Annotated in this window: 24 protein-coding genes; 18 read left to right on the top strand and 6 right to left on the bottom strand. The window is 61.5% G+C overall.

The features are described 5' to 3' along the window. Window positions 1–182 precede the first annotated feature (182 nt). The 3 genes from VKV28_04435 to VKV28_04425 form a co-directional block, all read right to left on the bottom strand. A complete protein-coding gene (locus VKV28_04435; GenBank protein ID HLH76037.1) occupies window positions 183–1,403 on the bottom strand; it encodes an MFS transporter in 1,221 nt (406 codons plus the stop codon). 573 nt (window positions 1,404–1,976) lie between these two features. Next, window positions 1,977–2,219, bottom strand: a complete 243-nt coding sequence (locus VKV28_04430; GenBank protein ID HLH76036.1) for a hypothetical protein — start codon at window positions 2,217–2,219, stop codon at window positions 1,977–1,979. Window positions 2,220–2,345: 126 nt separating this feature from the next. Continuing rightward, window positions 2,346–3,092, bottom strand: a complete 747-nt coding sequence (locus tag VKV28_04425) for a PTS sugar transporter subunit IIA (GenBank protein HLH76035.1) — start codon at window positions 3,090–3,092, stop codon at window positions 2,346–2,348. A gap of 47 nt (window positions 3,093–3,139) precedes the next feature. Between VKV28_04425 and VKV28_04420 the strand changes: the two genes are divergently transcribed. From VKV28_04420 to VKV28_04380, 9 genes are read left to right on the top strand one after another with little or no spacing between them, the layout of a single operon-like run. After that, window positions 3,140–3,514: a pentapeptide repeat-containing protein gene (locus VKV28_04420; GenBank protein ID HLH76034.1), complete on the top strand. Its 375-nt coding sequence runs from the start codon at window positions 3,140–3,142 to the stop codon at window positions 3,512–3,514. A gap of 37 nt (window positions 3,515–3,551) precedes the next feature. Continuing rightward, on the top strand, window positions 3,552–4,100 hold the full coding sequence (locus VKV28_04415) for a hypothetical protein (protein HLH76033.1): 549 nt from the start codon (window positions 3,552–3,554) through the stop codon (window positions 4,098–4,100). Window positions 4,101–4,158: 58 nt separating this feature from the next. Next, complete coding sequence (locus VKV28_04410; protein ID HLH76032.1) at window positions 4,159–4,863, top strand: PTS sugar transporter subunit IIA; 705 nt, start codon at window positions 4,159–4,161, stop codon at window positions 4,861–4,863. Continuing rightward, the gene (locus VKV28_04405) at window positions 4,860–6,836 is read left to right on the top strand and encodes a proton-conducting transporter membrane subunit (GenBank protein HLH76031.1); all 1,977 of its coding nucleotides are present in this window, start codon (window positions 4,860–4,862) and stop codon (window positions 6,834–6,836) included. Before VKV28_04410 ends, VKV28_04405 begins: the two co-directional genes overlap by 4 nt. A 4-nt stretch (window positions 6,837–6,840) precedes the next feature. Then, window positions 6,841–7,743 carry an NADH-quinone oxidoreductase subunit H gene (locus VKV28_04400; protein HLH76030.1) on the top strand — a complete coding sequence of 301 codons (903 nt, stop codon included), beginning with the start codon at window positions 6,841–6,843 and terminating at the stop codon, window positions 7,741–7,743. Window positions 7,744–7,755: 12 nt separating this feature from the next. Further along, complete coding sequence (locus VKV28_04395) at window positions 7,756–8,406, top strand: hypothetical protein (GenBank protein ID HLH76029.1); 651 nt, start codon at window positions 7,756–7,758, stop codon at window positions 8,404–8,406. After that, window positions 8,406–9,872, top strand: coding sequence for a proton-conducting transporter membrane subunit (locus VKV28_04390; protein HLH76028.1), 1,467 nt, complete (start codon window positions 8,406–8,408; stop codon window positions 9,870–9,872). Before VKV28_04395 ends, VKV28_04390 begins: the two co-directional genes overlap by 1 nt. A gap of 2 nt (window positions 9,873–9,874) precedes the next feature. Further along, window positions 9,875–11,377 (top strand): NADH-quinone oxidoreductase subunit C, encoded by a 1,503-nt coding sequence (locus VKV28_04385; GenBank protein HLH76027.1) that lies wholly within the window; start codon window positions 9,875–9,877, stop codon window positions 11,375–11,377. Between the two features lie 9 nt (window positions 11,378–11,386). Next, window positions 11,387–12,154 (top strand): hypothetical protein, encoded by a 768-nt coding sequence (locus tag VKV28_04380; protein HLH76026.1) that lies wholly within the window; start codon window positions 11,387–11,389, stop codon window positions 12,152–12,154. Between the two features lie 129 nt (window positions 12,155–12,283). Here the strand turns inward: VKV28_04380 and VKV28_04375 are convergent, their stop codons facing one another. Continuing rightward, window positions 12,284–13,264, bottom strand: coding sequence for a hypothetical protein (locus tag VKV28_04375; protein ID HLH76025.1), 981 nt, complete (start codon window positions 13,262–13,264; stop codon window positions 12,284–12,286). Window positions 13,265–13,437: 173 nt separating this feature from the next. Between VKV28_04375 and VKV28_04370 the strand changes: the two genes are divergently transcribed. Both VKV28_04370 and VKV28_04365 read left to right on the top strand, forming a co-directional pair. Then, the gene (locus VKV28_04370) at window positions 13,438–14,697 is read left to right on the top strand and encodes a Rieske 2Fe-2S domain-containing protein (GenBank protein HLH76024.1); all 1,260 of its coding nucleotides are present in this window, start codon (window positions 13,438–13,440) and stop codon (window positions 14,695–14,697) included. A gap of 56 nt (window positions 14,698–14,753) precedes the next feature. Continuing rightward, window positions 14,754–16,022 (top strand): Rieske 2Fe-2S domain-containing protein, encoded by a 1,269-nt coding sequence (locus VKV28_04365; GenBank protein ID HLH76023.1) that lies wholly within the window; start codon window positions 14,754–14,756, stop codon window positions 16,020–16,022. 22 nt (window positions 16,023–16,044) lie between these two features. Here VKV28_04365 and VKV28_04360 read toward each other — a convergent pair whose 3' ends face one another. Together VKV28_04360 and VKV28_04355 are read right to left on the bottom strand one after the other, a co-directional pair. After that, window positions 16,045–16,749: a glutamine amidotransferase gene (locus tag VKV28_04360; GenBank protein HLH76022.1), complete on the bottom strand. Its 705-nt coding sequence runs from the start codon at window positions 16,747–16,749 to the stop codon at window positions 16,045–16,047. Beyond that, window positions 16,746–18,350: a hybrid sensor histidine kinase/response regulator gene (locus VKV28_04355; GenBank protein ID HLH76021.1), complete on the bottom strand. Its 1,605-nt coding sequence runs from the start codon at window positions 18,348–18,350 to the stop codon at window positions 16,746–16,748. The genes VKV28_04360 and VKV28_04355 overlap by 4 nt, the downstream gene beginning before the upstream one ends. A 228-nt stretch (window positions 18,351–18,578) precedes the next feature. Here VKV28_04355 and VKV28_04350 point away from each other — a divergent pair, with 228 nt between their 5' ends. The 7 genes from VKV28_04350 (at window position 18,579) to VKV28_04320 (ending at window position 24,555) form a co-directional block, all read left to right on the top strand. Beyond that, a complete protein-coding gene (locus tag VKV28_04350; GenBank protein ID HLH76020.1) occupies window positions 18,579–19,856 on the top strand; it encodes an alpha/beta hydrolase in 1,278 nt (425 codons plus the stop codon). Between the two features lie 44 nt (window positions 19,857–19,900). After that, on the top strand, window positions 19,901–20,809 hold the full coding sequence (locus VKV28_04345) for a 1,4-dihydroxy-2-naphthoate polyprenyltransferase (protein HLH76019.1): 909 nt from the start codon (window positions 19,901–19,903) through the stop codon (window positions 20,807–20,809). Window positions 20,810–20,829: 20 nt separating this feature from the next. Continuing rightward, entirely contained in the window at window positions 20,830–21,585 is a 756-nt protein-coding gene (locus VKV28_04340) for a ubiquinone/menaquinone biosynthesis methyltransferase (GenBank protein ID HLH76018.1), read from the top strand. Between the two features lie 17 nt (window positions 21,586–21,602). Beyond that, on the top strand, window positions 21,603–22,133 hold the full coding sequence (locus tag VKV28_04335) for a transcriptional repressor (GenBank protein HLH76017.1): 531 nt from the start codon (window positions 21,603–21,605) through the stop codon (window positions 22,131–22,133). 5 nt (window positions 22,134–22,138) lie between these two features. After that, window positions 22,139–22,555, top strand: coding sequence for a rubrerythrin family protein (locus tag VKV28_04330; protein HLH76016.1), 417 nt, complete (start codon window positions 22,139–22,141; stop codon window positions 22,553–22,555). 75 nt (window positions 22,556–22,630) lie between these two features. Further along, window positions 22,631–23,971: an anaerobic glycerol-3-phosphate dehydrogenase subunit C gene (locus VKV28_04325; GenBank protein ID HLH76015.1), complete on the top strand. Its 1,341-nt coding sequence runs from the start codon at window positions 22,631–22,633 to the stop codon at window positions 23,969–23,971. Then, the gene (locus VKV28_04320) at window positions 23,968–24,555 is read left to right on the top strand and encodes a DUF3501 family protein (GenBank protein ID HLH76014.1); all 588 of its coding nucleotides are present in this window, start codon (window positions 23,968–23,970) and stop codon (window positions 24,553–24,555) included. Before VKV28_04325 ends, VKV28_04320 begins: the two co-directional genes overlap by 4 nt. Window positions 24,556–24,564 lie beyond the last annotated feature (9 nt).

Here is a 24,564-nt window from a genome sequence, read left to right as displayed (position 1 = left end):
GCCAAACGCCACTTCTCTTTGCCCCTGAACTTTTTCTTGGCGGCGACGACGGGGCTCGCGACACCCAGCGGTGCTGCGCAAATCTCCGGGGGCACGGCTATCAACCTTGAAAAGTCTGGAGCAAAGCGAGCGAGTTGGGCTCCGAAGTCGTTCGCGCAAACCCACGTTTGTCGCCGACAGGCTCAGGCCGCGGAACGCGGCAACGCCTGCTGTACCATCGGGGCGTAAAGCGGCCGGCAGGCCAGCACAGCCATGCCGACAATCAGCGCAACCGCGATGTTGACGCCCAGCGCCGCCGTATAAGTGTGGGTGCGGTCGAAAATCCGTCCCGCACTCAGCGGTCCCAGCGCGCTGCCCAAAGTAAAGCCGATACTGGTCAAGCCCGAGATAGCACCAAAGCGCTTAAGCCCCAGCGATTGCATGGTGAGCAGCGGCAGCAACGCCAGCGGGGCGCCCCAACATAAGCCGTAAACCACTATCGCCGGCAAAAGAAAAGCCGGGCGCGACGCATTCAGGAGCAGGGACAGGCCAATCGCCGTACCCATGAAGGCAGTCGCCATCGCCCAGCGGCTACCGGTCCAATCGGCCAGGTAGCCAAGGATTACCTTGCCCAATGCGGTCAACAGCAGCACCGCGCTTAAAGCCGCCGCGGCCCGATTCAAGCCGTAGCCGATACTCGTCAGATAGGAGACGAGATGGCCCAGGATGCTATTGGCGATCCAGCCGAAACTGAATTGGCCTATGACCACCAGCCAGAATTCTCGAGTACGTAGCGCTGCGCCAACCTCCATGCCGCGCTCCGCAATGGGAGGAGCCGTACCGACTCGGGCCTGCGCCGGCCGGCTGCGGAGCAGAGCGACAATCGGAATCACGGGGAAGATGAAGGGTACTCCCAGCGCCATTTCGGCCACCCGCCAATCGTAATGGGTGATGAAATAAGTTATGAACGGAACCGCCGCGGCGGCGCCAAACGCCGCGCCGGTCATAGTCAAGCCTAAGGCGAAGCCGGCGCGCTCGCCAAACCAGGCCCGGATGATGAGGGAGACCGGAATCACGCAACCGATGCCCACCCCGACGCCGACGGCGCCGTAGGCAAGCAGCAGCAGTGGGAAGCTCGGGGCTATCGCGAGGGTACCGAAACTAATCCCCACCAGCGCCAGGCCGATGATGATAACCGGCTTGGGATCCAGGAAAGTGAGCAACCCGCCGGCGATCAGCGAGCCCAGGCAGACCCCTACCGAAGGCAAGCTGGAGATCAAAGAGACGGCTTGGCGACTGATATGAAAGGCTACCGAAATAGAATGGTAGAAGAGGCCACCGGTGGCCAGCGCGGCACCGAAGAGCATCGCCGTGGCGAGCCACAACCCGGCAAGCACCAACCATTTGCTGCGTGCGTGCTCCATCCGCGCCTCCTGGCCGCGATCGGCCAATACGGAGTTGGGAGTTTACCCGGAAAGTTGCTCCAGAGGTCAAGCGCCAGGCGTTATCCAAAAGACAGGCGAAGCTTTTACCGGGCCAAGATTCAGCCGTCGCCGCCAAGGCGAGTTGACGACATCTTGGAACGGCGGATTTGCGTAGCTCGAGCGCGAATAAGGCAGGGATTCGCCGAGTATTGGATCAGTCGCGAGGCTGAAATCGCCTGAAGGCTCGGGCAGACAGCAAGTTTTTCCGCTTGCGGGTCTCCGGATCCCACCCCAGAGTCCCCTCCATGCTGCGCTCCAGGAGGGCCCGGGCTTCGTCGTCGGTGCGTCGATGATCGTGCTCCAGGTGCTCGATGACTCCGTTTGCGGGCTGGATATTACACAGTGGACAGCGGGTGGGTCCCGTCATTGCGCTTGCTCTCCGTTTGGTTGCCAAAAAACCGCGACCACCAGATGGTAGTGGCGCGGCCAACGCGCCGATGGCGAGTGGCGCAAAATGGCGCCGCCGCCTCACCTGCGGATCCAAGCTCGGGACCGCGCTTAGCCGACAGCACATCAAGAGAACGTGGAGTGCGCGGTGGTGAGCGCGGCCAGCGTGCCGAGCGGGAGCTCGGGCACTCGAAGGATCGCGACCGGTGGATGGCGCGGCCGATCGCCGCCCTTGCCCTCCACCTCGCGGGGTTCAAGGAACCGCATTCGCGTGGTGCTGATACCGGCGAAAATGCCGGCGTGGGCGCGGCGTCCCTCGGGCGCCGCGGCTTGGAAACGTACCGTGATCAGAGGGATCCCTTGCCTCACTTTGAGGGAGAGAACCTCTCCAGGCCACCATCTGCCCTTGCCAAAGCGCACAATCCAAATCCAAACGGAACTGCCCGGCACGAGTTTGGCTATCTCCCGAGGTTCCATCGCTCTTCCCCTCTCTCGTTAGTTGTTGCCGGGAAATAGGGAGCGCTCGGCCCGGCCTAGAGCATCGAACATCGCGCCGGTGCTGGGAGCCGCGAGCAACATTGTGGTCGCTTCGGGCCGGGCAAAGAGCTGCGCGAGCTTGGCCAGCCAGGGCAGGTGCAACTCATAGAATTTCAGACCGAGCACGAAGATCAGGTGGGTCGGCCGGCAATCCAAAGCATCGAAATCAATCCCTGACAGGGACCGACCAAGAACCATGAAGGGACGCGCGATTTGTTCGGGATGGCGATCGAGGGTGTGCAGAAAGGCCACGCCGTTACCCACCGCACTGGGCATGCTCTGCTCGCGCTCGAGCAGAGCACCCACAAACCAGCTTTTGTCGCGCACTAGCCCTAGCCCGCTGGCAAGTTCGGCGAGCGCCTCAATCGCGACACTTTTCGACTCTGCTGTGAGCGCGGGGAGGATATGGCTGGGTTGGAAACAGCTTTCAAAATTCAGCCGGAGACGGGGGGCCGAATAGGTCTCGTCGCGTTGTAGATGTTGCGGGATCACCCCCAGCATCTGATCGTCCAGCCAAGCATCCAACATCGCCTTGCGAAAGCGCCATTGGTTACCGATTTTGACGCCGGGCAGTGTGCCTTCGGAGACGAGCTTTAGCACCGTTCTTCCGTTTATAGCCAAGTAATCCGCAACTTGACGGGCGGTCATCAGGCGGTCGGTCAGCTCCAAGGAGTTTTCCGTTATTTTACGGATTAAGCTTGACACACGTCTGAGACTACGTCAGATTACGTAGAAATGCAACGAATTCTCACATGGCTAAGATAATCCGCTTCGAACCTTTCGCTTGGCGTTCCCAAACCACTTTGCACGCGGTGTTCACGGCCGGCGAAAAGAGTCATTTGCACGATCAGGTATTCCGAGGCTGCGAGCTGGACCGGGTCGATTTTTCCGAGGCGAATTTGTGCGAGGCGGTCTTTTTCAGAGTTTCGCTAAGCGGTTGCGATTTTTCGCGGGCTGACCTGCGCGGCGCGAGTTTTGTGGGGTGCGATCTGCGCGGCGCCAACTTCACGCAGGCGGTTTTTGGCCAGACCCGCTTTGATAACAGTTGGCTTATCGACGTGCGCGGGTTGTCGCATTGGATGATTGGTTACCTCAGAAGCCACGGCGGTTTGTTGTGGCCATCATGACGAGCGCAGCGCGCATCAGGCTGAACAGGATGGTTGCATGACGGCGGGCAAAAGAAATGGCATCGGCGCCGCCGCCTCCAGCTGGGTGGGGCCATATAAGATTGGTGATTACTTGGCGCGCGTGGTCAGCGACCGCGCATGCCGGCCGCCCGATGCGCCGGGCGTCTATCTGGTGTCCGAGCAAGCGTGGCATGGGTTGCCCAATCAGGGAGCAAATTTGGTCTATGCGGATCAAGCGCCCTACTTGCGCTACCGTATCGGTCAGTTGATGTGCGATCTGCTTGGCTTTACCAGCGATGATCCCGCGCAAGGGGAGGCTTACGAGCATCGTGGCGGCCATTTTTTGTGGCACCACTATTGTCTGCAGCAAGGTACCGAACCACTGAATCTATATTTTGCGTGGTGCGCTCAGTGCCAATGCATCGACTGCGCGATTAACGCCTTGTTGGAGTTAACTCCGATGGCGGCAGAATTGGCACGGCGGCAGAGTTGTAACAAGCACGTCCCACCTTTGGAGCTTGCCTACAATTGCTCGGTCATGCTGCCAAGCTTGCGCTTTCAATCGAGGAATTCGAGCCACAGTTGAGGGAGCCCGCCAGCGCACGCCGCAAGTTGGTCGTGGAGTGGAGTGGAGTACTGCATTCATGCATCTGAATATTCGCCAAGCCTCAAAAATTCTTAGTGTTTCCGAAAAGAAGGTCAATCAATGGATTGAGCGCGGCATCCTACGCTCGGATTCCGTCAACCACCACAGCCAACTTCACCGCAGCGATTTGTTGGAACAAACCTGCTCGCGCGAGATCGACATTCGGGCCGAAATTTTCGGACCACTCGATACCAAGGCCGGGCCCGAATTGTCGCTGGTCGATGCGTTGGGCCGCGGCGGCGTCTTTCGCGCCTCCGGGGAGGCCGACAAGCCGACCGTGTTGCGCGCCATGGTCGGCGCCCTGGCGATACCCTCGACGGTTGACCGCGAGGCGGTGGCGCAAGTTTTGCTGGCCCGCGAGGCGCTGGGCTCCACCGCCATCGGCCAAGGCATTGCCATCCCGCATGTCCGCCGGCCGATCCTCCTGGACGGCTCGCGCGGTTCGCTCTCGCTCTTCTACTTCGATCGCGGGATCGATTTCGACGCTCCCGACGGTCAACCGGTCCACGCGGTTTTTCTGCTCCTCAGCCCCACCGCTCGCATTCATCTGCGTTTGCTGTCGCAACTGTCGTTTGCGCTGTACGATGAGCGGCTCCGCGCGGCTTTGGCACGGCAGGCGCAGGCGGCGGAAGTCATCCAGGAAGTGCGGCGAGTGGAACTTGCTGGTGGGCAGCCCGGCGCTCGCGCCGCGCGTGTATCGTGACGGCGCTGCTCGGCTCGTTGTCGCTCTTTGCCGCTGGCGCCTTGGCCTCGCTGCTCTTGTCCCGGCGAGGCCGCTGGTCCACCTATTGCGGCGCTGGCGCGATCGTCGCGGGTGCCGGATTGGGACTAGTACCCGCACTGCACGCGGTCCTGGGCGGTGCGCCGCAGTCATTTCGGCTCGCTTGGGATGTCCCTTACGGTAGCCTGGATCTGCGCTTGGACGCGCTCTCGGCCTTTTTTTTGTTACCGATTTTCGTGATCGCGCCACTCGCCGCGCTCTATGGTAGCCGGTACCTGGAAGCTTATCGTGGGCACAAGGCACTCGCCCCGCAGTGGTTTTTTCTCAACTTGCTGGTGGCCAGCATGGTGATGGTGGTGCTGGCGCGCAACGCGCTGCTCTTTCTAATGGCCTGGGAGCTGATGGCGCTTACCTCGTTTTTTTTGGTGACCTTTGAGGACGAACAGGCGGCAGTGCGCCAAGCCGGCTGGATCTATCTGGTCGCCAGCCACATCGGCACCGCCTTTCTTTTCGTTCTGTTCATTTTGCTGGGCAGGACGAACGGCTCCCTGGATTTCGATCGCTTCAGCGCCGCCCCGGGAACCGGAGTGCTGTTCGTGCTGGCGCTGATCGGCTTTGGCACCAAGGCAGGCTTCGTGCCGCTGCATGTATGGCTGCCCGAAGCCCATCCCGCCGCGCCCAGTCACGTCTCGGCGATCATGTCCGCGGTCATGATCAAAACTGGCATTTACGGCCTGCTACGCATCCTGACCTTGCTCGGACCTGCGCAGGCCTGGTGGGGGTGGACGCTGTGCCTGATCGGGTTGAGTTCGGGAATTCTGGGCGTCCTGCTCGCGCTGGCGCAACCCGACCTCAAGCGGTTGCTGGCCTATTCCAGCGTCGAAAACATCGGCATCATCGCGCTTGGCCTCGGCGTGGGAGTTATCGGCGTGAGCATGGACCGGCCGGTGGTCGCGGTGGCGGGTTTTGCCGGCGCGCTGCTGCACGTGCTCAACCATGCGTTGTTCAAAAGCCTGCTTTTCCTGGGCGCGGGTAACCTTGCCCATGCCACCCACACGCGCCAAATCGACCGCCTGGGCGGGCTCTTGAGCAAGATGCCGGGGACGGGCGCAACCTTTCTGGTCGGCGCAGCGGCGGTCTCGGGTTTGCCGCCATTGAACGGATTTATCGGCGAGTTCCTGATCTACGTGGCTAGCTTTAAAGGTGTGCTCTCCCTGAACCCCTCCCAGCGCGCGCCCATGCTTGCCACCATTGCCGGACTGGCCCTGATCGGCGGCTTGGCGGCCGCTTGTTTCACTAGGGCTTTCGGAATGGTGTTTCTGGGTCACCCGCGCAGCCAAGCAGCGGAACGTGCCAATGAGGCCAAGGTGGCGATGCTGGTACCCGTTTTCGCGCTGGCCGGGGCGTGCCTGTTGGTGGGACTATGCGGCGCCGCGGTCATCCGCTCGATGGACGCGGTAGTAGCCACGGCCACCGGCCTGCCCTCGCTGAAGGTGACGGCCGCTCTCGCACATCAAGCCGGCGTGGTGGCGATGGTCTGCGACTTTGGCGCAGCGGCGCTGCTGCTGACCGCATTGCTGAGCGCGGCCAGGGCCAAGATGTTGGCCGGTCGCGAGGTCCGCATTGCCCCGACGTGGGACTGCGGTTATGCCAGCCCGTCGGCGCGCATGCAATACACCGCTTCCTCATTCGCGCAACCGCTGACAGACAGTTTCGCCATGCTCCTGAAAACCCGCCAGGTCTTCACTGTGGTGGGGTCGGGGATTTTTCCCCAACACGCGGAGTTTCGCTCCCACACCGACGACCCTTATCAGCGCTATCTGTTTGGACCCCTCTTTCGTCGGATTAGCCGGGCAATGGGCAGTTTGCGACCGTTTCAACAGGGCAAAGTGCAGCTTTATGTCCTGTATATCGCAGTGACCCTGCTCCTGCTCTTTCTTTGGCAGATCGCCTGAAAGCATGAGTGCCGGTTCTCCGATACCACTGGTTGTCGCGCTGCTTCTGGCACCGCTGATGCAGGGGGTGATCGTCCGTACCAAGTCGGTGATGGCTGGACGCACCGGGCAAGCACTGCTCCAGCCCTATCGAGAGGTATGGAAGTTGCTGCGCAAGGGCGCGGTTTATAGTCAAACTACCTCCTCGGTCTTCCGCTTGGGTCCGGTCATTGGGCTAGCCGCCGTGGTGCTGGCCCTGACCCTGGTGCCGTTGGGAAGCTTCAGCGGGTTGGCGTCGTTTTGGGGCGATTTTGTCGTACTGGCGTATTTGCTAGGGCTCGGGCGCTTTTTTACGGTGCTAGCGGCGCTAGATACCGGCTCCAGCTTCGAAGGCATGGGGGCCAGCCGCGAGGTCACCTTCGCGGCTTTGGCAGAGGCGGCTTTTCTGTTGTCGTTGGCGGGATTAGTTCGCGCCACCGGCGAGCTGTCGCTCACTGCGATACTTACCTCGCTCAGTGCCACCAGTTGGGCCCACGCCGCGCCTCGGCTCGGATTGGCGCTGGCCGCGTTGGTAATCGTCGGCCTGAGCGAAAACGCTAGGATCCCGGTTGACGATCCAACTACGCATCTGGAATTGACAATGATCCACGAAGTAATGGTGCTCGATCACGGCGGGCCGGATCTGGCCATGATTGAGTATGGCGCGGCGCTCAAGATGTGGCTATTCGCCAGTATCATCGGCGCGGTCGCGGTACCCTGGCACGCCGGCTGTGGATGGATCGATCTCGGGCTCGGCGTCGGCGCAATCATGGGCATGGCGATCCTGACAGGCCTGATTGAGTCCGCGATGGCGCGCCTGCGCTTGTTGCGGGTACCGCAGTTGTTACTCACCGCAATCGTGCTGGCTGGGCTGGCATTGGCCCTTTGAGGCGCAAAGCAGATGAGCCAACTGAGCAACTCGATGCTGGTGCTCCTCATCCTAACCGGGTTCACGCTTTTGGGCTCCAGTCGCCTGGTGGCCTGTATCCGGGCCATTGCCGTGCAAGGCCTGATACTGGGGTTGCTGGCCATCTCGCTGCAGGACGGCGACCTGTCCGCCAGCGGCCTGCTGCTTCCTGTCCTGACCGCAACGGTCAAGGGTTTGCTGCTGCCAGGGCTGTTGTTCCGGGCCATGCGCGAGGCCGACACGGTGCGCGAAGTCGAGCCCCTGATCAGTTACAACCTCTCGCTCATCGCCGGGGCGGCCAGCTTGGCACTTGCACTGTGGTTGGGACAGCGCTTGCAACTACCCAATCAGCCGTTGTCCCTTTTGCTGGTCCCTGCGGCTCTGTTCACCAGCGTGGTCGGCCTAATCGTCATAATGAGCCGCCGAAAAGCCCTGACTCAGGTGCTGGGATACTTGGCCTTGGAAAACGGCGTCTATGCATTCGGCACAGCCGCCACATTGCGGCTGCCAGTGCTGGTGGAACTCGGAATCTTACTCGATGTCTTCGTGGGAGTGTTGGTAATGGGTATCGCCATCTTTCATATCAGCCGGGAGTTCGATCATATCGATACCGACAAACTAGTCGCACTGACCGACCAGCTGTGATGATTGCGTTGCTCCTGCTCATACCGGCTTGCAGCGCCGTCGCGGCTTTTTTCGTGGCCTCGGACCGTGGTCGCCGCGCGCTTTTGATTGGCGCCGCCGGCTCCAATGCTGGATTAAGCCTTGCCACCTGGATTGTTCAGCCGGCGCCGGTATTGGGCGGCTGGCTGGCCGAGGACGCGCTGGGCAGACTGATCGAGACCCTTACCAGTCTGCTGTTTTTAGCGGTCGCGATTTACGCGGTAGCCTATCTGGCTGAAGAACAACGGCAACCGCACAACGATTTCGAAGAAGGCTTCATTTTCTCCAACGCGCGCGAGGCGAGTTTTACCGGATGTCTGCTGCTGTTCTTGGCGGCGATGACCCTGGTCGCCCTCAGTCAGCAGCTCGCTTTGCTCTGGGTCGCGGTCGAAGCAACTACTCTGGCCAGCGCCCCGCTCATCTACTTTCACCGCCACCATCGCTCGTTGGAAGCGGTTTGGAAGTACCTGCTGATCTGTTCGGTAGGAATCGCGCTGGCGCTACTGGGCATTTTCTTTTTGGCCGTGGCGGCGACCAATCGCGACGGAAGCAGCATCGCGCTGACCCTATCCGAGCTCATTCTGAACGCGCGCCAGCTCAGCGGCCCCTGGTTCAAGGCGGCGTTTTTGTTGTTGCTGGTGGGCTATGGAACCAAGATGGGGTTGGCCCCATTTCACGCCTGGCTCCCTGACGCGCACAGCGAGGCCCCTTCGGTGGCATCAGCCCTTCTATCGGGGGCGCTACTCAATTGCGCCTTTCTGGGCATTTTGCGAGTCCAGCAAATTTCCGTGGCCGCTGGACTTGCGCCGTTCGGTGACCGGCTATTGTTGTTGTTCGGTCTGCTTTCGATGGCGGTAGCGGCGGTGTTTATTTCGGGGCAAACCGACTATAAACGCATGCTTGCCTACTCCAGTGTCGAGCACATGGGGATTCTCGCGGTCGGGGTCGGCTTGGGCGGTGCCGCGGTCTTCGGCGCGGTGCTTCACATCATTAATCATTCCTTGACCAAGGCGATGCTCTTTTTGGTCGCCGGTAACCTGTTGGCGGTTAATCGGACCAAAAACACCGCGGAAATAAGCGGAGCGCTGACCTTGATGCCGGTGTCGGGAGCGTTGTGGGTGTTCGGTCTATTCGCGATCATCGGCTCGCCGCCTTTCGGCCCGTTCCTGAGCGAATTTGTTATTTTAAAAGCCGCGATCGATCAGGGCCACGTTTTAGTCGCCGTGATCTACTTGTTGCTTTTGGCCGTCATTGTGGCCGCGATGACGGCTCCGGCGCTGGCCATGGCGCAAGGCGCGCCCGCCAAGGGTGCACTCCCACCAGCGACCAGAAGCGTGGCCCTGAGTGCAGTTCCGACGACGCTGGGATTGGCGGTCCTGGTAATGGGGCTTTACCTGCCCCCAGTCCTGGCGCGCGCGCTGCGTGAGGCCGTGCGCCACCTCGGTTGACCATGACGATTTCCTTGCCGGTATTTCGCAACGGCGAAGCCACGCCGCTGGATGGCGTGCCCTGCCTTGGGATCGCTGAGTTCAGAGCCCAAATCCTCTCCGCGGTGCGCACCGGTTATCGCCTGACCGCGCTGTTCGGCATGCCCGCGGAAGATGCTCAGGTCCAATTGATCGCCATACTGGCCGACTCGGTAGCCGCTAGGCTGATCGCGCTGCGAGCCGAAGTCAAGGACGCCTATCCTTGCCTAACCGTCGAATGCCCGCAAGCACATTGGTTCGAGCGCGAAATCGCCGAGCAGTGGGACATCGAGCCGCAGGGCCATCCCTGGCTGAAACCGCTGCGCTTTCAACCGCCCTATCGATCGCACCATGGTACGAATTCTCCGCTCGCGGGCGTAACCGAGTTTTTCCAGGTTCACGGGCAAGAAGTCCACGCGGTCGCAGTGGGCCCCGTGCACGCCGGGATTATCGAGCCCGGCCATTTTCGCTTTGAATGCCGCGGTGAAAGAGTTCTGCATCTGGAAATTGCGCTGGGCTATCAGCATCGCGGAGTCGAGGCCGCGCTGATTGGCGGGCCCAATAAACGCACCATCCACTTGATCGAGACGCTATCGGGAGACAGCTCCATAGGGCACGCGAGTGCCTATTGCGAAGCTTTAGAGGGGTTAAGCGCGAGCGCGGCTCCAGCCCGCGCGCAAATTCTGCGCGGGATCGCGCTGGAATTGGAACGGATCGCCAACCACGCGGGAGACCTCGGGGCGCTAGCCGGGGACGTCGGCTACCTGCCGACGGCCGCCTATTGCGGCCGTATCCGCGGCGATATTCTGAATCTCACCGCAGCTATCTGCGGTAGCCGATTTGGTCGCGGTATGCTCAGACCCGGCGGCATTTTATTCGATGTGGATGCGCAACTTGCCATGGAGCTGTCGCGCCGCCTGGAGCAAGCCTTGAAAGACCTCGCGGATGCTACCCGGCTGATGTGGGATTCGCCCTCGGTCCAAGCGCGTTTTGAAGATACCGGCGTGATCAGCCGCGACGTTTGCGAAACGCTGGGACTTGTCGGCCCCGTCGCCCGCGCTTGCGGGGTCGAGCGCGATATCCGATTGGATTTTCCCAGCGGCATCTTCAGATTTGCTCAGATTCCGATTTCGACTTGCAAGACCGGCGATGTCTTCGCTCGGGCCTGGATGCGGTGGCTGGAAATCGAGCGCTCTGCCGTGTTCGTCCGCGAACAATTGGCGTCGCTTCCCGGGGGCCCGCCGCGGGTCTCGTTGGCCCCGCTCAGGCCCGCGCACCTGGTGGTTGCTCTCAGCGAGGGCTGGCGCGGGGAGATTGCGCACATCGCGATCACCGACCATGCCGGACGGTTTGCAGCATATAAGGTAGTCGACCCCTCCTTTCACAACTGGATCGGCCTTGCGATCGCAATGCGCGCTCAGCAGATCTCCGACTTTCCGCTATGCAACAAGAGCTTTAACCTTTCCTATTGCGGTCACGACTTGTGAGGTAACTCAGTGGCTAGTTTGTTGCTCACCCGTCTCAGGCAGGGCAAGCGTACGTTGGCCTTCCCGGATGCGGCGCCCTCCCTACCCGATCGTTTTCGCGGCTTGCCAATTATCGACCAGTCGCGATGCCCCTCGGATTGCGACGCCTGCGTCGAGGCCTGCCCAACCGACGCCATAACCAATGATGGGCCAGTGACCATCGACCTGGGCCGCTGCCTGTTCTGTCCAGAATGTGCCAACGCCTGCCCGCAAGCAGCGCTTGAGTTCGGTTCGGACTATCGCTTGGCCGCTAGCGAGCGCGCCGATCTTATGCTACCCGCTGGGCGTAGCCTGCCCCGGGCGCGCCAACTTGCTGATGACATTCATCGCATTCTCGGTCGAGCACTCAAGCTCCGGCAGGTCAGCGCCGGCGGTTGCGCCGGGTGCGAAGCGGATGTCAACGTGCTCAGTACAGTGACATACGACCTGAGCCGCTTTGGTATCCAGTTCGTGGCCTCGCCACGACATGCCGACGGCCTGCTGATTACCGGCCCGGTAACGCGCAACATGCGGCTGGCGCTGGAAAAGACCTATGCGGCGATTCCTGCCCCAAAAATTGTCATCGCCGTGGGTGCGTGTGCGATATCGGGCGGTCCGTTTCGCGACCATGGCGAGGTCCTCAATGGCGCCGGCAGCATCCTATCCATAGACCTGTTCGTTCCCGGATGTCCGCCCCATCCAATCTCCATTCTCGATGGAATCCTGCGCCTGGTGGGTAAAATCAAAAGCGTGGCATAAGCAGACCGCGCGCAACGGTCGGAATTGACGGGGCACGGCGCCTTGGCTGATCGACGGTCTGACGGGCGGATGGGTGGTCGCGACCCATGAGCCCCCCTTCTCAGGCCACAACAGCGAGCCGCAAAACCACTAAAAGAAGGGGATGCGCATCGTGACCAGCCATTGATGGTTGTATCCGCGGGATTCGGTGGCGGCAAACTGCAGCCCGGTACCCAGCACGAAGTAGGAGTGCTCGCTCAGCCGGAAACGGCCCGCGATTATGCCCGGAGTCAGATAGAGTTGCTGCTGGCCGTGGTCGTTACCGTTGGGGTAGGACACCCACATCGCCTCGAATTCCGGCCATAGCGGCACGGTCCATTCACCGATGTGAAAGCGATTGCCGTACTGAAACGTGCTGTTCCAGACAATCGGCGTACCCAGCGTGCTGGTCGCTCCGTCCGGGATGTTGGGACCGATCGTTGCCTGGTAATCGAACTCACCATATCGCGTCAGCAAGCCTTTGCCAAAGCCCAGCATCGGCAAGAAGTAGTCGTGGTTTTCCGAGACGAAGGTGGTCGAGCCTGTGGCATAGGAGGTCGACAGCATAATCGTGACCACGTAATTGCCCGCTTCGCTGGGCGAGGACAACAAACGGTACTTCACCAAGAAAGGCCAATCCGCCCAGCCCGAGGTGTGCTTGTCCACCGGTAGATTCTTGGTGATGTAGGAGGGATTGCCCAAGATTATCTCGGTGTTCTCGCTCGGAATGATCTCGGTGCCCTTGCTCAAGAAGGTGAAGGTCTGCAAGCCGTGTGGGGCAAAAGCGAAGCTGTAGTCGGTGCGAAGTTCTTGTTGCAGGGTCGGGATTACGGTGACCAGCGGCGTCATCCAGTCGGGCTGCTCCTCTTCATGCGTACGATGGACCATGTCCAGCCAGGCGTCGTACTTGGCCTTCAGGTTGATAAAGGGCGAATAAACCGTTGGCGAGGGGCCCGCCATCGCCAGCGCGGGCATCGTAACGGGCGAAGGTATCGCGCTTGGTGCAGATTGGGCCCAGGAGCGATTGGCACCCGAGATCACCAGCATAACCGCGCAGAGCGTGAAACAGGCGGCTTTCGGAAAATCTTTCATGGTTCGTTGTTATGCCATGTTATATATCTTTTGACAAGTATTCTGGCGTACATTTCTCCCCTTTGAAAAGCCTGGCGACTCGCCTGGATTGACCCACGCGCAAGCGCTTTCCTATAAGATGAAGTCAGCGCCACCAGAACCAGCGACCTGATTGCGAGGAGGCTTGCGACCCGATGTTGACACGCGCCGAAAACGAATTGCTTACCCGGGTGGGACCCGGCACCCCGATGGGCGAGATGCTGCGCGAATACTGGAATCCGGCGGTACGCGCGGAGGCCTTGGAAGCGGACGGAGCGCCGGTCCGGGTGCGCATGTTCGGCGAGAATTTCATTGCCTTTCGAGCTAGCGACGGACGGGTCGGGTTTTTCGACGAAGGTTGCCCCCATCGCTGTACCTCGCTGGCGCTGGCGCGCAACGAAGACAACGCGCTGACCTGCATCTTTCACGGCTGGAAAATCGACGTCTCGGGCAAGGTGGTCGAAGTCCCTTCCGAGCCGCCGGAGCGGCGTGCCGAATTCGCCGCCAAGGTGCGGGTGCGCCATTATCCGGTGCGCGAGGCCGGCACGATCGTGTGGGTCTATCTGGGCAAGCGCGAGCAGCCGCCGCCCTTCTTCAATTTTGAGCCGACCAATCTGCCCGCCGGTCACGTCAAGGTGTGGCGTGCGATCAATCACGCCAATTGGGTGCAAGGGTTGGAGGGGCTGATCGATTCAGCCCACGTAGGCCAGCTCCATCAGGGCCAGATCCGCAGCGGCGCCAAGGATCGGGGAATCGCCAACGACTTTCGCATGACCAACGCCACCGGCGCCCCCATGTTCGAGCTCGAGGATTGTAGCTACGGTTTTCGCGAGGCGGCGATGCGGCCGCTGCCCGACGGCAGCCGCTACGTACGCATCCGCCAGTTCGTGTGGCCCTACTTTGCCTTCATTCCGACTCCGCCAGGCTCCGAAATGGCACTGGTCGCGCCGGTGCCGATTGACGACGAATGGATGGCGCAGTGGTACATCGTCTATCGCCCCGACCATCCGCTCTCGCGCGAAGAGCAATTATGGTGCGACCATTTCGTCGAGGGCGACGACCCGGACAACTTCGCCGCGGCCGGAGGGATGGACCAAAACTGGACCCAGGATCGCGCTAAAATGAAGGAAGGGCACTGGAGTGGCATTACGCGCTCGGTGCCGTTCGAGGATTTTGCGATGCAGGAAGGGCAGGGACCAATCGTCGATCGCAGCCGCGAATACCTGGGCCACAGCGACCAGATCATCATCCGCACCCGGCGCAAACTGATCGAGGGGGCGCGCGCTTTCGCTAAAGGCGCACCGCCGCTGGGGCTGGCTCAACCTCAGGATTACAGCCGCTTGCGCTCGATGTCCACGCAACTGCCGATGGAGCGTAACTGGCGCGAGTTGGACCCGGCCTCGGTACCCTGGTGAACAGGCCCGGCGGCCGATAGCGGTCCGTTGGCAGCGATAACGCGGAGGCTAATCCAATGCTGACTCGCGAAGAAAACGATTTGCTATGCCAGGTCGGACCCGCCACTGCGATGGGTCAAATGCTGCGCCAGTATTGGACCCCGGCGCTGCGCGGCGCTCAGCTCGAGGCCGACGGCGCGCCGGTGCGCGTGCGACTGCTAGGCGAAAATTTTGTCGCCTTTCGCGCAACCGATGGGCGCGTGGGCTTTTTCGACGAAGGCTGCCCCCATCGCTGTACCTCGCTGGCGTTGGCGCGCAACGAAGATAATGCGCTGACCTGCATCTTCCACGGCTGGAAAATTGACGTCTCGGGCAAGGTGGTCGAAGTCCCTTCCGAGCCGCCGGAGCGGCGTGCCGAATTTGCCGCCAAGGTGCGGGTTGCCCACCATCCAGTACGCGAGGCCGGCGGGATTGTCTGGGTCTATCTCGGTGCTCGCACCGAGCCACCGCCCTTCTTCAATTTCGAGTTCACCCGCCTGCCGGCCGACCATGTGATCGCGCGGCGTGCGATGGTGCATGCCAACTGGTTTCAGGGCTTCGAGGGCGTGCTCGATTCGGCTCACCTCGGCCAGCTCCATCAGGGCTGGATTCGCGACGACGCCGGCAACGTCGGGATTGTCAACGACATTCAGCTCTCCAACGCCAGCAGCGGCCCGACTTTCGAGTTTCTCGAGCGCCCCTATGGCTTTCGTGAAGGCGCTCTACGCGATCTGCCCGACGGGCTACGCTATGCCCGCATCCGCGAGGTCGTCTATCCCTACTTCGCCTTCATTCCGACCCAACCCGGGCATGAATGCGCCACCATCTTCTCGATCCCAATCGACGATTACTGGTGCTATCAGTGGTACGTCGTTTACCATCCTGACCATCCGCTGAGCACTGAAGAGGCCAAGTGGGGCACCCATTTTTTGGATCCCAGCGACGACCCCAATAACTTTTGCGCCGCCCTGGGCGATGTCGACAACCTCTGGCATCAGGATCGCGCGGCGATGAAAGCCGGTCACTGGAGCGGCCTGATGCATTCGGTGCCGTGGGAAGATTTCGCAATTCAGGAAGCCATGACACCGGTCGTGGATCGCAGCCGCGAGTACCTGGGCAGCAGCGACTCGGTGATTATCCGGGTGCGCCGCACGTTGATCGAAGGGGCGCGCGCCTTTGCCCAGGGCAAGCCCGCACCGGGCTTGGCGCAGCCCGTCGATTACTCGCGCATCCGCGCGCTCTCGGTGAAGTTTCCACCCCAGCGGAGCTGGCGCGAGCTGAGCGCTTTTGACGCGCCACGGCCCTGAGGGCTGGCACCGAGCGTACGCCTCAAGGCGCCAGCACACGCTTCAGCCACTCGTCCAGGACGCGGTGCGCCGGCCCTTGCAGTTTATCGCTGCAACCGCGGCTTTGAGCGCGCAGGGCCGCGAGGTTGACTCCCGCCGTGGCTGAGATCTCGCAGGCGTGGCCAATAAACCAGCGCTCCAGGCCGGCGGCGGTGACCTCCAGGTGAAATTGCAGGGCGAGGGTCGCCGCGCCCCAGGCAAAGGCTTGATTAGGCGTAACCGGGGTGGAAGCCAGCGCGACTGCTTGCGCCGGCAGATCGAAAGTATCGCCGTGCCAATGCAGCACCTCGACGTCCTGCAGGTGACGCAGGGCAGAGGCTTTGCCGGCCGCGCTCAGTTCAAGCGCGGACCAGCCGATCTCCTTGTGCGCTCCCGAATAGACCTTGGCTCCCAAAGCGCGTGCGATTAGCTGCGCCCCCAGGCAGATACCCAAGGTCGGCCGGCCCTCGGCCAGCCGCCGCTCCAGCACGTGTAACTCCTCTCCGAGCACGGGATAGAGATTGTCTTCATAGGCCCCGATTGGACCGCCCAGAATCACCAGCAAGTCGGCCTCTCGTGCCGCGCGCCCATCGATTTCATCCAGACCGCAATCCAGATAGCGCGAGGCCAGGCCGTGAGCAGCCAGCACCGGCGCCAAATTGCCCAGATCTTCGAAGGGAACGTGCCTAATTGCGATCGCGCTCTTCATTGAAGCTTGTCGCGAAGCTTATCGCTTGCAGGCTTGCCGCTGAGCGACTCGTGCCTCTGCCGAACCCGATCTTTGCTGTCAGCCAGCAGAAGTTGTTTCAAACGATCGATATCGGGAGGTTTGACCAAATGATGGTCAAAGCCGGCTTCGTGGGCAGCCTTGCGGTCGGCTTCGGTACCGTAGCCACTTAGGGCGATCAGCCGCAGATGGCCCAGGCCGGGTATCGCGCGCAGTTCACGCGCCAACTCCAGGCCGTTCATTCCCGGCAACCCGATATCCACGATAGCGGCAAAGGGATGTTCACAACTGGCCAGGCGCAGCGCCTCCCCGGCCTCGGACGCCTTGAGCACGGCAAACCCTTCGCTGGTCAGCACTTCACTCAGCGCTTCGAGCTGGTCGAGGCTGTCTTCGACCAACAACAGCCGGTTAGCGAGTTGCACGGGCTGTAACGCAGGCAAGCGCACACAAAAGCTGGCGCCTTTGCCGGCTCCCTCGCTAGCGGCGCTGATGCTGCCGCCGTGCATTTCCACCAACCTGCGAGCCAGCCACAACCCGATCCCCAATCCGCTCAGCGTGCCGTGGTTTTCGACTTCGTAAAACATATCGAAGATCCTGGGCATCAGCATGGCAGGAATGCCTACTCCGCTATCGCTTACGCTGAGCAATAGTTCGCCCGCCTCCTTGTGCAGTCTCACCGCTATATGACCCTCAGCCGGGGTAAATTTCACCGCGTTGGAGAGCAGATTGACCATCACCTGAACCAAACGGGCGACATCGCCGTCAATGATGACGGGCCGCTCAGGGAGTTCAACGGTCAAGTTAAGCGCCTTGGCTTCGATGTCGCTCTGGCAGCTCTCCACCGCCTGTTCCACAGCCAGCCTCAGATCAACCGATGCGCGCTTGAGTTTCACTTTGCCGTAGCGAAAACGGCTGATCTCCAGCAAGTTCTCGATCAGGACCGATTGATGGCGGGCTTGGCGTTCGACGATGCTCAGGCTGCGTTGCTGGCGCTCACTCAGCGGACTGCTTTTGAGCACGCGGACCGAGAGCAGGATGGGCGAGATCTGGTTGCGCAATTCGTGCGAAAGCGTGGTCAAAAAGCGGTCGCGCTGCATATGAAGTTCGCGCGCCTCGGCTTGGGCCGCGCGGCGCGCGTCTTCGCCCGCCTGATTGTAGCTGGCGATGGAAGCTTCCTGGGAGCGGTCGACCAATTCCAGCAACGCGGTTCGCGCCGCCTCGATTTCCCCGGCATCCGCCCCATAAGTAGCGGCCTGCTCAGTCAGCGCCAACAACATCCTGCGAAAGAGATTGATCTCGCGCGCGATATCGGCCACCGAGCCGCCCTGTTGGCGGCGGATCAGGCCGTGATGGGCACCGTTTTCCTGCACCAATTGCTCTCCATGACCGGGGCCTTGCCGCAGAATAGCCATCAAGGCGTCGATCAAGCGGGGCAAATGGTCTTCGAGCTGCTCGTCCTCCAGGCGCGCCAGCCGACCGCTGAGCGGGCGCACCTGAGCGCGAAACTCGGCCAGTAAGCGAGCTTTGCGCGCGGCAATCAGGTCAGCCACATGGGGTGCGGGGAACGACGACACAATAGCCATTGATCATAGCACGCGGCTAGCTGCGGCCAGTAAAAATGGCGGGGGCTACTACCGTCGCCCCTGTGCCAAGCTATGGCCGATGAGAGTTCGCTCACGCGGGCGATTAAGCTGGACAATCATGGATTATTGCGTGACATTCGCGTATATCGGCGAGGAGCAGTTTCGCCAACCTGCGCTCGGCTGATAAATCTGCCCAAGATAAGAACTCTCCTCGGAAGGAACCTCGCGATGGCAGTAGCCAAGTCCAAGCTCCCAGCGGCCAAGAGCACTCCCCAAAAGCGCACCGAAGCCCCCTTTTGTCAACGGTATTTCGACCAGCGTTGGCTGCTCGACGCTACCGTGGCTTCGGTTGGTCTGGAATGGGACCAGCCACGCGCCTTGCTGCCGGTTCGCACCTGCGGTGCCGAAGCGATGGCGGACATGCGGGCGATCGCGGCCCAGGTCAAGCGCTATGACGATATTGCCCCGGCGTACGAGGCCGCCGCTTGGTTGCGTGAAAGCAAGGCCAAGGCAGCCGAAGCCGAGGGTAATCTAATTACCGCGCGCGATAATTATCTGTTGGCCTCGGTCCTGTGGGGCGGCGCGCAATGGCCGCTGCATGAGAACAATGCCGACAATATACGTTATAATGAGCATAAGAACGCCTGCTACCTCGCTTGGGCTCGCAACGCGCCCCATCCGGTGGAGCGAGTCGAGATCGCGCTGGGTAAAGCAACCTTTCCGGCCTATCTGCATATGCCCGCCCAGCCGGGATCGGGGCCACTGCCGGCTGTAATCTCGATCCCGGGGATGGACAGCTTCAAAGAGCTGTCATGTGCTCAGCATGGTGACAATTGGCTAGAGCGAGGCATGGCATTGCTGGCGATCGATGGCCCCGGCCAAGGCGAATGCCTGATCCGCAACCTGCATTGCACCGCCAACAATTTCGAGGATGTCGGGCGCGCCGCCTACGCTTACCTGGCTTCTCGACCCGAGATCGACCCTCAGCGCATCGCAGTCAACGGGGTCAGTATGGGCTCGTTCTGGGCGATCCAGGCGGCCGCGGCCGAACCCCGGATCAAGGCTTGCGCCTCTTCGCTGACCTGCCTGGAACCGGGGATGGACACGATTTTCAACGCCGCCTCGCCTACTTTCAAAATTCGTTACATGTACATGTCGGGATTCAGCAACGAAGCGCGCTTCGATAGCTTCGCCAAAACGCTCAGCCCCCTCCCGGCCGCCCGCCGCCTGCGGTGCCCGTTGCTAGTGGTCGGGGGCGAGAAGGATCAGCTAAGCCCGCTAGAACATTCCCATCGGCTGATGGAAGTGGTGAAAAGTCCGCGCCGGCTGGTGATCTACCAAGGCGATCGCCATTCCCTGGGTGCTACCCCGGCGCCCTACAGAGGCCCCTCGCCCGCACCTTTGATTGCCGACTGGGTGGCACAACGGTTGGCAGGCAAGCCCTTCCCCTCCGAGAGCTGGTTTGTAAAATTTAACGGCGAGGTTGTCAAAACCGCGCTTGAGTAAGACCCGGCGCGCTTGAAGAGCCGCCTTTTTAGGACATGGAGTTTATGACAGCGCAAGCTCAGGCTGCCGCCTTCAGGATCAACCCTGCCCGCGCATGGTGGATGGCGGTTCGAGTTCCCACCTTGCCCGCGGCGGTCGTCCCCGTTCTGGTCGGCAGCGCGCTGGCCGCGCGTGACCATCGCTTCAGTAGCGCCATCTTCATCGCCGTGCTGGCGGCCTCGGTTCTGATTCAGATCGGGACCAACCTGACCAACGACTTGGCCGATTTTCGCAAAGGTGCCGACACCAGCGAGCGGGTGGGTCCGATCCGAGTGACACAAGCCGGCATTTTGAGTCCCCGTGCCGTGGCCACAGGCAGTGTGGTCAGCTTCGGCTTGGCGACAGCACTGGGAATTTATCTGGCGATTCAAGGTGGCTGGCCAATCGTCGCGGTGGGTGTCGCTTGTGTTCTGGCCGGAATTACCTACACCGCCGGCCCCTGGCCCTACGGCTATCATGCCTTGGGCGATCTCATCTGCTTCATCTTCTTCGGCTTGGTCGCGGTGCTTGGAACCTATTACCTTTACGCCCGCGCCTTGACGGCACTGGCTTGGTTGCTTTCGCTCCCGGTCGCGGCTCTGGTAACGGCTATTCTGGTGGTCAATAACCTGCGCGACCTGCAAACCGATCAGCGTACCGGCAAACACACCCTGGCCACTATCATCGGTCGCACCGGAACCCAGCTCGAATATTTCGCGCTACTGGCCAGCGCCTACCTGGTGGTGCTGATTGTGGTCGCCCGGCGCGAGGCCCAACCCTGGGCCCTGCTGGCGTGGCTGACCTTGCCAATGGCGGCCCGCTTGGCACGCGAACTGCGGGCCAAGCAGGGCGCGGCGCTCAACCCCGTGCTTAAGGCCACCGCCCGCCTCCATTTGCTCTTCGGCCTGCTACTCGCCCTGGGGCTGATACTCTAGGCACCCGGCGCGGGTTTGGCATGCTACCCGCCGCCAGCAGTCGGCCGAGCGCGGAACTTTCCAAGGCGGTCGCGGTGCGCGCGATGTTCGCCCGCATCGTGCCGCGCTACGACCTCGTCAACCGGCTGATGAGCTTGGGGATGGACCGACGCTGGCGGCGCCTGGCCGTGGCCGCCGCTCAGCCTCAAGGCGCGGTCGCGTTGGATGCCGCCACCGGCACCGGGGATTTGATAACCGAGCTGGAGCGCCAAGGTAGCCGTATGGTGGTGGGTGCGGATTTTTGCCCGGAAATGGTTTTCGCCGCCGCCGCCAAGCTGGGCCGTGCACCCCATCGCGGCCTGCTCGCGGCCGATGTTCTGCAATTGCCTTTCCCCGACAGCCAGTTTGATTGCATCGTCAACGGCTTCCTCCTGCGCAACGTCGCCAATCTGGACCGCGCGTTTGAGGAATTTCGCCGCGTGCTCAAACCGGGCGGACGGCTGGTATGCCTGGATTTGACTCCTGCGCCGCGCTGGCTCAGACCGCTGCTGTGGCCCTATTTCGCCCTTTTCGTACCGCTCCTGGGTGGGCTGATAAGCGGCGACTTTGCCGCCTATCGCTATCTGCCGGCTTCGGTCCACAGCCATCCACAAGCCGACGAACTGTGCCGGCGGATGGTGAATGCGGGGCTGGAGCAGGCTAGTTACCGGCGGCTTAATCTAGGCACGATTGCGCTTCATCTCGCCTATAAGCCCGCCGTCGCGCGCCAGCCGCTTGCGCCACCAGATACTACCTGATAATTATTATCAACCAGATGAATGGTCCGACCCTCATCAGCCCAGCCTGGCGCAGACGTTACGCCGACCAGCGGCTGGAGGCTTTCAGCCAGCGCTGCCACCAGCGCGGGCTAGCCTTGACCCCACAGCGGCTAGCGGTGATGCGGGCGCTGCTGGCCGCCAGCGACCATCCCCGCGCCGAGAGCATTTTCGCCGCGCTCCGAGAGCAATTCCCCACCATCTCTTTGGCCACCGTCCATCGCACCCTGGAGACCCTGTGCGCGATCGGCGAGGCACGCAAGGTGACGGCCCTGCACGACAGCGCTCGTTACGACGGCAACACCCAGCCCCATCATCATCTGGTCTGCGTGCGCTGCCGACGAGTGAGCGATATCGAGATGGCGGAGTTCGACCATCTCCTGCACGGGCGTGAACGGTTGGGCGAGTATGCGCTATTGGGGGCCACGGTGGAGATTCAGGCGCTGTGCGCCAGTTGTCAAATGAGAACACGGGCGGCAAACCCGCGCCGAACAAAACGAGCAAAAGCTCCTAATCCAGCGGAGGACTGAGATCGATGGCAAATCTAAAGGGAAGCAAGACCCACGAAAACCTCAAGGCGGCTTTCGCCGGCGAAAGCCAGGCCAACCGTCGCTATCTGTATTTCGCCAAAATCGCCGATGTCGAAGGCAACCCGGAAGTGGCCGGCTTGTTCCGCGACACAGCCGAGGGTGAGACCGGCCACGCTCATGGCCATCTAGATTATCTCAAGTCGGTGGGCGATCCGGTGACCGATCAGCCGATCGGCGACACTTTGGCCAACCTCAAGTCGGCGGTCTTTGGTGAAACCTACGAGTACACCGACATGTACCCCGGAATGGCCAAGACGGCACGCGATGAGGGCTTCAAGGAAATCGCGGACTGGTTCGAGACCCTGGCCAAGGCCGAGAAATCCCATGCCGGTCGTTTCTCCAAGGCTGCCAGCAGTCTGTAGCCACGCCTCGCCCGTGCGCGCACCCGGTCGGCTAGCTCGGCCGATCGGGCGCGTACGGGCGGTTTGAGGAGTTTGATGGATCGGATCAAAGCCCAACCCACCGAGGGCCTGTCCTACAATCCCAGCGAGCCCAAGTATTGGGAGCCCAAGGGACTCGAGCAGGAACTGACCCGCGTCTTCGACGTTTGTCAGAGCTGCCGCCTCTGTTTCAATCTATGCCCCTCCTTTCCCACCTTGTTCGCGGCGGTCGAAGAGCACGAGGGCGACGCGGCGGCGTTGAGCGCGGCTGAGCGTCAAGAGGTGGTGGATCTGTGCTACGGCTGCAAGCTGTGCGAAATTAGATGTCCTTACACCCCGCGCGACGGGCATGAGTTTCAATTGGATTTTCCCCGCTTGATGCAGCGAGCCAAGGCGCTGGAGGCACGCCAACATGGGGTGGGCTTACGCAACAAACTGCTGGGTGACCCCGACAAATTGGGCAAGCTGGGCAGTCTGACCCCCTTCATGGCCAATTGGGCCAACAACAGCCGCTTTCATCGAATCGTGATGGAAAAGCTGTTGGGAATCCATCGCGACAAAAAGCTGCCCGATTTTCAGGGCGAGACTTTTGAGCGCTGGCTGAGCAGCCATCCGCTCCCCGCTGCGCCGGCCGATCCTGCGGCCAAAGTCGCGCTGTTTCACACCTGCTTTATCAACTACAACGACCCCGCCCCAGGCCGGGCTGCAGTCGCGGTGTTGAGCAAGAATCAATGCGCGATCCGTTGTCCGCGCCAGAACTGTTGCGGAATGCCGGCACTGGACGGGGGCGATGTGGAATTCGCGCGCAAGCAGGCTCAAAGCAATATCGACAGCCTGCTGCCGCTGGTCAAGGAAGGTTGGCAGGTAGCGGTCATTAACCCCACCTGTTCCCTGATGATGCGTCAGGAATATCCACGCCTGATAGACCATGACGACGCGCGCGCGCTAGCCGCGGCGGTGGTGGACACCCACGAGCTGCTCTACCAGTTGCGGCGGGTTGAGCGGTTCAATCGCGAATTTCGCTCCACTCCCGGCGCCGTGGCCTATCATATCCCCTGCCATCTCAAAGCACAGCACATCGGCTTGCGCGCCCGCGATCTGATGCGACTCATCCCGGGGGCGGAAATCACCAGCGTCGATGCCTGCTGCGCCCACGACGGCACCTGGGCGATGAAGAAGGAATTCTTCCCCTTGTCGATGCAATGGGGCGAAAAGGCCTTCAGCGGGATGCGCGACGCGCAGGCCCGCCTGATGGCCACCGACTGCCCTTTGGCCGCGCTGCAGATCGAACAGGCCACCGGCGTCCATCCGATCCATCCCCTGGAAGTGCTCGCCCGCGCCTACGATCCCAAGGGCTTCGAGCAGGCGGTACCCCCGGCTCAGGCCAAAAACCCATGATTGCGGTACAGCCAACTCAGCTTCTGTCGCCGGGCCAATACGAGACTTTGCGTCCCTTGCTGCGCCCGCTCTTTATCGCTGAAAAGGAACGGCGGCGGCTGGAGCTAGGGGCTCATCTGACTTTGCTATTCGAGAATACCCAGACCGTCTGGTACCAGATTCAGGAGATGATTCGCAGCGAGAAGATCGTTGCCTTCGATGCCCTGGCGCATGAATTGGAAACTTACAATGAGCTGCTGCCGGACCCACATCAACTGTCTGCCACCCTGCTGATCCAGTTCCCCGATCCGGCCCAGCGCGACGAGCAGTTGCACCGGTTGGTGGGACTGGAGCGCCACTTGTGGCTGATTGATGGCGAGCGGCGAGAGTTGGCCCGATTCGACACCCGTCAAATGACCGAAGAGCGCATCAGCTCGGTTCATTTCGTTAAATTTTCGCTTGGCGACTATAACGCCGAGCAGTTTCTCGAGCGCGCACGCCACGGGCGGCTTGCGATCGAGGTCGATCATCCCCACCTCAGCGCCAGAGCACCCGTTAACGGCACTCTGGCTGTCGCTTTGGCGAGCGATCTGGAGCAGTATTAGGCCGATCTC

The sequence above is a fragment of the Candidatus Binataceae bacterium genome (genome assembly GCA_035294265.1).
Classification (GTDB): Bacteria; Desulfobacterota; Binatia; order Binatales; family Binataceae; genus DATGLK01.
Note: the sequence above shows the minus strand (reverse complement) of the source record. Positions and strands in the feature narration are given on the sequence as shown.